At 67.9% G+C, this 7,312-nt stretch carries 8 protein-coding genes and 1 pseudogene; 5 read left to right on the top strand and 4 right to left on the bottom strand.

The annotated features are described in order from the left end of the window. From ACFWF3_RS17470 to ACFWF3_RS17450, 5 genes and pseudogenes are all read left to right on the top strand, one after another. Nucleotides 1-427, top strand: a pseudogene (locus tag ACFWF3_RS17470) (copper oxidase); the annotation flags it as partial. A gap of 343 nt (nt 428-770) precedes the next feature. Then, nucleotides 771-1,574: a HEAT repeat domain-containing protein gene (locus ACFWF3_RS17465; protein WP_379314463.1), complete on the top strand. Its 804-nt coding sequence runs from the start codon at nt 771-773 to the stop codon at nt 1,572-1,574. 48 nt (nt 1,575-1,622) lie between these two features. Then, nucleotides 1,623-1,925, top strand: a complete 303-nt coding sequence (locus ACFWF3_RS17460; protein WP_379314462.1) for a hypothetical protein — start codon at nt 1,623-1,625, stop codon at nt 1,923-1,925. Beyond that, on the top strand, nt 1,915-2,295 hold the full coding sequence (locus ACFWF3_RS17455) for a hypothetical protein (RefSeq protein ID WP_379314461.1): 381 nt from the start codon (nt 1,915-1,917) through the stop codon (nt 2,293-2,295). Before ACFWF3_RS17460 ends, ACFWF3_RS17455 begins: the two co-directional genes overlap by 11 nt. A 93-nt stretch (nt 2,296-2,388) precedes the next feature. Beyond that, nucleotides 2,389-3,762 carry an FAD-dependent oxidoreductase gene (locus ACFWF3_RS17450; protein WP_379314460.1) on the top strand — a complete coding sequence of 458 codons (1,374 nt, stop codon included), beginning with the start codon at nt 2,389-2,391 and terminating at the stop codon, nt 3,760-3,762. Between the two features lie 10 nt (nt 3,763-3,772). On the opposite strand, the gene ACFWF3_RS17445 is transcribed toward ACFWF3_RS17450, so the two are convergent. The 4 genes from ACFWF3_RS17445 to ACFWF3_RS17430 form a co-directional block, all read right to left on the bottom strand. Continuing rightward, complete coding sequence (locus ACFWF3_RS17445; RefSeq protein ID WP_379314459.1) at nt 3,773-5,146, bottom strand: hypothetical protein; 1,374 nt, start codon at nt 5,144-5,146, stop codon at nt 3,773-3,775. Nucleotides 5,147-5,155: 9 nt separating this feature from the next. Continuing rightward, complete coding sequence (locus ACFWF3_RS17440; protein ID WP_379314458.1) at nt 5,156-5,992, bottom strand: ABC transporter permease; 837 nt, start codon at nt 5,990-5,992, stop codon at nt 5,156-5,158. Nucleotides 5,993-6,012: 20 nt separating this feature from the next. After that, entirely contained in the window at nt 6,013-6,960 is a 948-nt protein-coding gene (locus tag ACFWF3_RS17435; protein WP_379314457.1) for an ATP-binding cassette domain-containing protein, read from the bottom strand. Next, nucleotides 6,957-7,312: glycosyltransferase (locus ACFWF3_RS17430; RefSeq protein WP_379314456.1), on the bottom strand; the 356-nt coding region annotated here is incomplete at its 5' end. The genes ACFWF3_RS17430 and ACFWF3_RS17435, both read right to left, overlap by 4 nt.

The raw sequence follows: 7,312 nt of genomic DNA, 5'->3' as shown, positions 1-7,312 counted from the left end.
CCCGATCCACTTGCACCTGGTCACTTTTCGCATTCTCGGCCGGACGCCGCTGCGGACTCTCGACTATCAGAGCGCGCATCCGCAGCCACCGATCGGGACCAGGTGGGCGCCGTCGGCCGATGGCTTCCTGGCCGGTCCGATGCAACCGCCGCAGCCGTGGGAAGCGGGCCGCAAAGACATCGTTCGCGTCGATGGCGGCACCGTCGCCAGCATCATCGTCCGGTTCCCGACCGCGGCCGAATTGGGCTTCGATCCGGACGCGACGTTCCCGCGCCGGGTTCCGACCGAGCTCGCCGAGGGCCACGATCACGGCGACCACCGGCACTCCGACCATGCGACCAGTGCGCTGCAGGGCTATGTCTGGCACTGCCACCTGCTCGACCACGAAGACCACGACATGATGCTGCGATACCGCATTCTGCCGTAGCGGGTGGAGATCGGCGCATGAACGGGGTCGCGACGCGGTGACCTGCGCTCGGTGGCTCCGAACCACCGGTACATGATGGCGCACCGCGCGTTACCGTAGGTCGCGATGGCGTACGCGGCCATCGCGGGCCCGGATTGCTGTGTGACTCCGAAAACCACTGAGTCATAAGCGATGCCGAGACCGAACCCTGCGCTGCCGATTCCGCACTCGCGGCGACCGCGGTGCTGCCGGCGGCGGGTGTGGTGCTGTGGCGAAAGGAAGGGTCGCGGTTCCCGCCAAGGGGGCCGGCCCTGTGACCTGCGGCTTGCCAAGTATCCGGTTGATCGCCAGGTACCGTTGCGCGGTGAACCCAGCTGATGTGCGACTCCTGAAAGACGGCGATCTCGAGACCCGCGAGGACAATCTGCGGCTCCTGCTCGTGCGGGCGGAGGACGGCGACGCATCCGCCCAGGAGACGCTGCGCGCGCTCGTTCGCGACTATCCCGACTACCATCGGTCGCTCTACAGCAGGGCGCTGAACCGGGCGGAGGTCTTCGGCGACGACACCCTGCGCGAACCCCTGCTCGCATCGCTCGCCGACACCCGCTACAACTGCCAGGCATGGGCCGCGATGGGCTGCGCGGCCCTCGGCATCCGCGACGCGGTTCCCGGCTTGGTCGCGATGCTGGACCACCCACAGGACATCGCCCGCGACCAGGCGGTGATCGCCCTCGGCGTCCTCGGGGACGAAGCGGTGGTCCCGGCCCTCGCGCCCCTGCTACAGGACTCGATCAGCGGAATGCGCGAACGCACCGCCGAAGCCCTCGGCATGATCGGTGGTGACGCGGCACTGGCAGCGCTCTGGGACGAATTCGAGAACCGCCGCTACTACCGCATCGGCTACATCGCCAGTGCGTTGTCGGAGTTCGCTCCCGGCATTATCCCGAGGCTGATCGAGGCGGCCTCCAGCGACGATCCCGACAAGCGGTACTGGGCGGCCGTCGCCCTCGGTTCGACCGGCGACGATCGCGCCGTGCCGACACTGGAACGACTGATGGCCAACGATCGCGGCTCTACCGTCTTCGACGGCATGGTGAGCGTCGCCGCGAAGAAGGGCCTGCGCACGCTACGCAGAATCCAAGCCGCGATCGCCGCGCGCGAATCCTGAGCGCTCAGCTCGAGAAACGTTGTCGGTGGCGGGCGATAGTCTCGTCCGGTGTCAGTGAATATCGATGTCGCCCTGACTGTTCGGGGGCTCGCGAACGAACGCGAGTGGGTGGGAATGACCGACTTGCTGGTCGAAGTGTTCAAGGACGAGCGGCTGGAAGACGAGGTGTTCGTCTGGATGGGGGAGACCGAGGACGGTCTGTTCGTCCGCGCGGACTCGGACTACCCGGTGATCTTCAGCGGATTCTTCCGCTGGAGTGAGGCTTTCGAAGATCGCCTCACCCGTCGGGTGGCGGCGCTCGTCCCGCAGGCCCGCGTGGCTTTCGACTGGGGGTATCCGGATGAAGAATGACAACACCGGCCACGAATGGCCCGACGTACTGCCGGAAACAGCGCCGGCGATACACAGAAATCTGGACGTGACGGTCGGCGGGCGCACCCTGACCACACTCACCCGCACCCAGCTGAGCTATTGGATCAGCAAACTGCAATACAGTCGCGGCGGCCCGTTCATGACGGTATCCCGTCCTGACCACCCTGAATTCATCCAGACCTACCGTCACAGCGACACCGACTACTACCTCGAGATCCGCTCACCCGATTCCCTCGACGAACTGGCATCGACAACGTTGCGTGATGGTGAATCGGCCGCTGAGCTGATCTGGGAGTGGTTGGAACGCAAGGGGACCCGCCTGGGCGTAGGTGGATCCGACAACTCGTAGGATCTTCGACGGCCTCGGTCCGTGAAACTCGTAGAACCGGCGACTCGCGGTGCTGGTGGCCGAAACCACGACCAGCTCTCGTACGGTGGTGGCATGGGCGCACGGATGGTGGTTGTCGGGGCGGATGCGACGGGGATGGCGGCGGCGTCGCAGGCGCGGAGATTGCGCGATGCCGGTGAGCTCGAGATCGTGGTGTTCGAGAAGGGGCAGCATTCCTCGTATTCGGCGTGCGGGATTCCGTACTGGGTGGCCGGTGATGTTGCCCATGCCGATCATCTGATCGCGCGCTCGGTGGCCGAACATCGCGCTCGTGACATCGACCTGCGGATGCGGACCGAGGCTCTCGAGATCGATCCGGTGGGGCGACGGGTCCTGTCTCGCGATCTCGACACCGGCGTACAGGCGTGGACGGGTTACGACCAGCTCGTGTTGGCCACGGGGGCGACACCGATCCGGCCGCCACTGCCCGGTATCGACGCCGAGGGCGTCTACGGGGTGCAGACCCTCGACGACGGGCAGGCGCTGATCGAAGGTCTGGAGTCTGCCGGCGGGCGCAGAGCCGTCGTGGTGGGTGCGGGATACATCGGTGTCGAGATGGCTGAGGCGTTGGTGCGTCGGGGGTTCGAGGTCACCATGGTCACTCGGGGCGCTGAACCCATGTCCACGTTGGATCCGGATATGGGTGCGCGCGTGCGAGAAGCCATGGAGGGGATGGGAATACGGGTCGTTCGAGGTACCGAGGTAACCGGAATGCGGACCTCGGAGGAGGGCAGGGTCCGCGCCGTGACGACCGCCGACACCGAGTACCCGGCCGATGTGGTCGTGCTCGGGATCGGCGTGCAACCGGCGACCGAGCTGGCGCGTCGGGCCGGGCTTCCGCTGGGGGAGAGCGGTGGTCTGCTCACCGATCTCGCTCAGCGCGTGCGCGGATACGACGACATCTGGGCCGGCGGTGACTGCGTGGAGGTGCTGGACCTGGTGTCGGGCTCGCTGCGTCACATTCCGCTCGGCACCCACGCGAACAAGCACGGGCAGGTGATCGGATCAGGGGTCGGCGGCGGATACGCCACCTTCCCTGGCGTGGTCGGTACCGCCATGAGCAAGGTCTGCGACCTCGAGGTGGCGCGGACCGGCCTGGGCGAGGACGACGCTAGGCGGGCGGGGTTGCAGTTCCACTCCGTCACCATCGAATCCACCGGTCGCGCAGGATATTTCCCCGGCGCGGAACCCATGACGGTGAAGATGCTCGCCGAACGTCGCACCGGGCGGCTGCTCGGCGTGCAGATCGTCGGCTACACCGGCGCCGCCAAGCGAATCGACATCGCGGCAGTGGCGCTCACCGCCAGAATGACGGTGGAGCAGGTGACCGCGCTCGACCTCGGCTACGCCCCACCGTTCTCCCCGGTATGGGACCCCGTCCTCGTCGCTGCTCGGGCGGCTGTGCGTGCGGTGGCGACGGGTCACTGACGCGGAGGAGTCACCAGAAGTCGGGGGCGAGACCCCACGACGCGAATTCTGCCGTCAGCAACTCACGCAGGGCGGTGCGGCTGGGAAAGCGGTCGGGGTCGGCGCCGGTGACAGCCAAGGTGACCGTGTGGCCGTCGGTGGAGAAGGAGAGATTCACACCTACTTCCACTCGGCGGAACATGGCGGTGTCGTTGGTGCAGACGACAGGTCGCATGAGGACGGCGGAGGCGTGATGACCTGCGAAATCGGCTACGCCACTGGCAGTTTCGCCGAGGTTTGTGCACAGGCATTCTGGGGCCTTGGCGGTGCGCGTGAAACGACGGAGGACGAAACGGGGCAGGATCATCTGCAACGGCTGTAGGTGTTGCAGAGCGGGCGTGGTCGCGGGGTCGCGATAGGCGGTAGCGGCGCGCTTCACAGCCGAGCGAACGGCGGCGAGGTCGATGCGTTCGCCGGTGCGGTAGGTGACCGAGATCGGCAGGCCGGTGGTGGCATTGGCCCGGGGGTCGTCGGGGATGCGCATCGAATGGGGGATGTCGACGCGGATGCCGGCGGTGTCACCGACGCGCCCGCTGCGCCCGAGGAGACCGGCGCCCAGGGCGATCAGGAGCCCGTTCGTGGTGCCGGAATGTCGTGTGGCGGCGGCGTTCCACTCCGCGAGATCGACCTGGACCACCAGATCCGCCGGTGACCACTGGGCCGGCAGGGGCAGCTCGGGCAGCGCGGGGCGAGGGTTGCGGTCCGGCTCGATGACGCCACGGGTGGCGATCGCCGCGCGAATCCCGTGTGCGACCGCACGTAGCTGGAGGCCCGCATCGATAAGATTCGCACCCAGCGTGTTGCGTGGCTGTGTCCCGACCAGCAGGCCCGAACCGGTTGTCACGTCCGGGCTCTCATCGAGGCGCGCCAGTGCGTCGCCCACGGCGAACAGCACCGCGCCGCCGTCGGATGCCACATGCGAGGTGACCAGCGACACCAGCGTCCCACCCGCCGTGGTCGGCGCCGCGGACAGTTGCCACACCCGACCGGTCTCGGGATCGAAGTCGACCCGGCTCTGCGCGAAGTACCAGTCGAGGATCTCCTCGTCGGTGACGGGCACCGAATCCCAGACCAGCGGAAGCGATTCCGTCGCGGGCAGCCAGTAGGGACGGGCGAACGGCACCCGAGCCGGTTGCACGCGCCGGGCCAGGAAACCCTGGGTCAATCGGGTGTGGAATCGAGCGAGCAGTGCGGGGTCGAGGGGCTCGTCGAAACGCCACGCGAGCTGATTGACCAGGGCGTTGCCGTAGAGGCTGTGCAGCTTGAGGAACAGGTCGTCGTCGGCGGTGAGCCGGTTGACGCCGACCCGGGAGATGACGGGCGGGGTCGACATGGTGAGTGTCATCAGAACTCCTCAGCGAGCACGCAGGGTGCGGACGGTCAGGGGTGCGAAGACGGCGGCGATCACGAGCGAGGCCACCACCGACCACAGGGCGTCGGTGCCGATGACGCCGTTCTCGGCGAGCCCGCGCACCGCGGACACCAGATAGGACACCGGGTTGTAGTCGGAGACATAGCGCAGCCAGGTCGGCATCGCCGACTCGGGCACCAGGGCATTGGACGCGAAGCTCAGGAAGGTGAGCACCAGCATCGACATGCCTTGGACCGCAGCGGGTCTCGATACGGTGACGCCGATGAACGCGAACAACCAGCTGATCGCGGTGGTGGCCAGGACGACGAGCACCGCACCGGCGGCGAACCCGACCGGATGATCGGGCCGATACCCCATCGCGAACCCCACGATCACCACCGTGGTCGCGGCGATGACATACCGGGTCGCCCCGGCCAGCAGGGCTCCGGCGACCGGTGCGGACCGGGCGATCGGCATGGCGACGAACCGATCGAAGACCCCGGACCGAATGTCTTCGGACAACTGCACGCCGGTCGCGACCGACGACGTCAGCACGATCTGCACCAGCACGCCGGGAATCAGAATCGGTAGGTAGGCCTGCATGCTGCCCGCGATGGCGGTGCCGAAGATGCTGCCGAACAGCAACGGCCCCACAATGGGCAGCAGCAGCGCGTCGTAGAGCAACTGCGGGCTGTGCCGGAAGGTGAGCACACCGCGCCACGCCATCATCAGCGACTGGAACAGCGAGGCGCGCAGGCTGACATGGGTGATCCGGGGACGGCGGTCGATCATCGGTGCTGCGGTGAGCTCGACGGTGCTCTCGGCGATGGTGGCAGTCATGGTGGCCTCGGTCTTTCGGATCAGGCGGCGACGCGGTCGGTGCCGGTCAGCGCGAGGAAGACCTCGTTGAGATCGGGACGGTCGACAGCGAACCCGCGCAGTGCGATGCCCGCGCCACGGCAGGCGGCGACGATATCGGCGGCGGTGCCCGCATCGGTGAGTGCGACGGTGAGCATGCCCGCCGACGACCCTTCCGGCACCTCGCCGGTGAGCGAGACGATGATGGCCTCCGCGTGGGCGGATTGGGCGGGGTCGGCGAGTTCCAGGCGCAGCACCTGATCGCCGATGGACGACTTCAACTCGGCCGCAGTGCCCTCGGCGACGATCGTGCCGCGGTCGATGACGGCGATCCGGTCGGCCAGCGCGTCGGCCTCTTCGAGGTACTGCGTGGTGAGCAGGACGGTCGCGCCGCGGGCGACCAGACCCCGGATCACGCCCCACATCTTGTCGCGGGTGTGCGGGTCGAGTCCGGTGGTCGGCTCGTCGAGGAAGATCAGCGGCGGATCGGTGATCAGCGTCGCCGCCAGATCGAGCCGCCGGCGCATACCACCGGAGAACTGGTTCACCGGCCGGTCGGTGACCTTCGACAGCTCGAACTCCTCGAGCAGCTCGGCACTGCGGCGTGCGGCATCACGGCGGGACAGCCCGAGCAAGCGCCCGAAGAGCCGCAAATTCTCACCGGCGGTGAGGGTTTCGTCGACGGAGGCGTACTGGCCGGTGAGCCCGATCATCGAGCGCACGGCGGTCGCGTCGCGTGTGATGTCGTAGCCGAAGATCTCGGCGGAGCCGCGATCGGGACGGACCAGGGTCGCGAGCATGCGCACGGTGGTGGTCTTACCCGCGCCGTTGGGGCCGAGCAGGGCGAACACGGTCCCCGCCGCGATGGTGAGGTCGACGCTGCCGACGGCGGTGAAATCACCGTAGGACTTGCCGAGACCGGTGGTGCGGATGGCGATGTCGGTACTCACAGTTGCCTCCCGGCGGAATGGAGCAGTTCAGGGGCGTCCGGCGAACCCAGCAGCGCCTCGACGGCATCGGCGGCTCGCTCGACACCGTCGGTGGTGAAACCGGCGGCCCAGGAGGCCGCGCGCTCGACCACGTCGGGACGCGAGACCTGGTCGAGTAGTGCGTCGAGGCGTTCGGCGGTGAGCTTCGTCGCGGGAATCGTGGCCGCGAGACCGAGCCGCCGCAACGCCTGGCCCCAGTAGGGCTGGTCGGCCTGGACCGAGCAGATCACCTGCGGCACACCCGCTCTCAGTGCGGCCGCCGTCGTCCCGGCGCCGCCGTGGTGCACGGCCACGGCGCAACGACGCAGTATCC

This window comes from Nocardia sp. NPDC060220, from assembly GCF_042727815.1.
Lineage (GTDB): Bacteria > Actinomycetota > Actinomycetes > Mycobacteriales > Mycobacteriaceae > Nocardia.
This window is presented reverse-complemented; position numbering and strand designations above follow the sequence as displayed.

What these genes read in the sequence shown, in the direction of transcription:
- ACFWF3_RS17455 (WP_379314461.1), top strand. Translation starts at nt 1,915, where the DNA reads ATGAAGAATGACAACACCGGCCACGAATGGCCCGACGTACTGCCGGAA.
- ACFWF3_RS17450 (WP_379314460.1), top strand. Translation starts at nt 2,389, where the DNA reads ATGGGCGCACGGATGGTGGTTGTCGGGGCGGATGCGACGGGGATGGCG.
- ACFWF3_RS17445 (WP_379314459.1), bottom strand. Translation starts at nt 5,146, where the DNA reads ATGACACTCACCATGTCGACCCCGCCCGTCATCTCCCGGGTCGGCGTC.
- ACFWF3_RS17440 (WP_379314458.1), bottom strand. Translation starts at nt 5,992, where the DNA reads ATGACTGCCACCATCGCCGAGAGCACCGTCGAGCTCACCGCAGCACCG.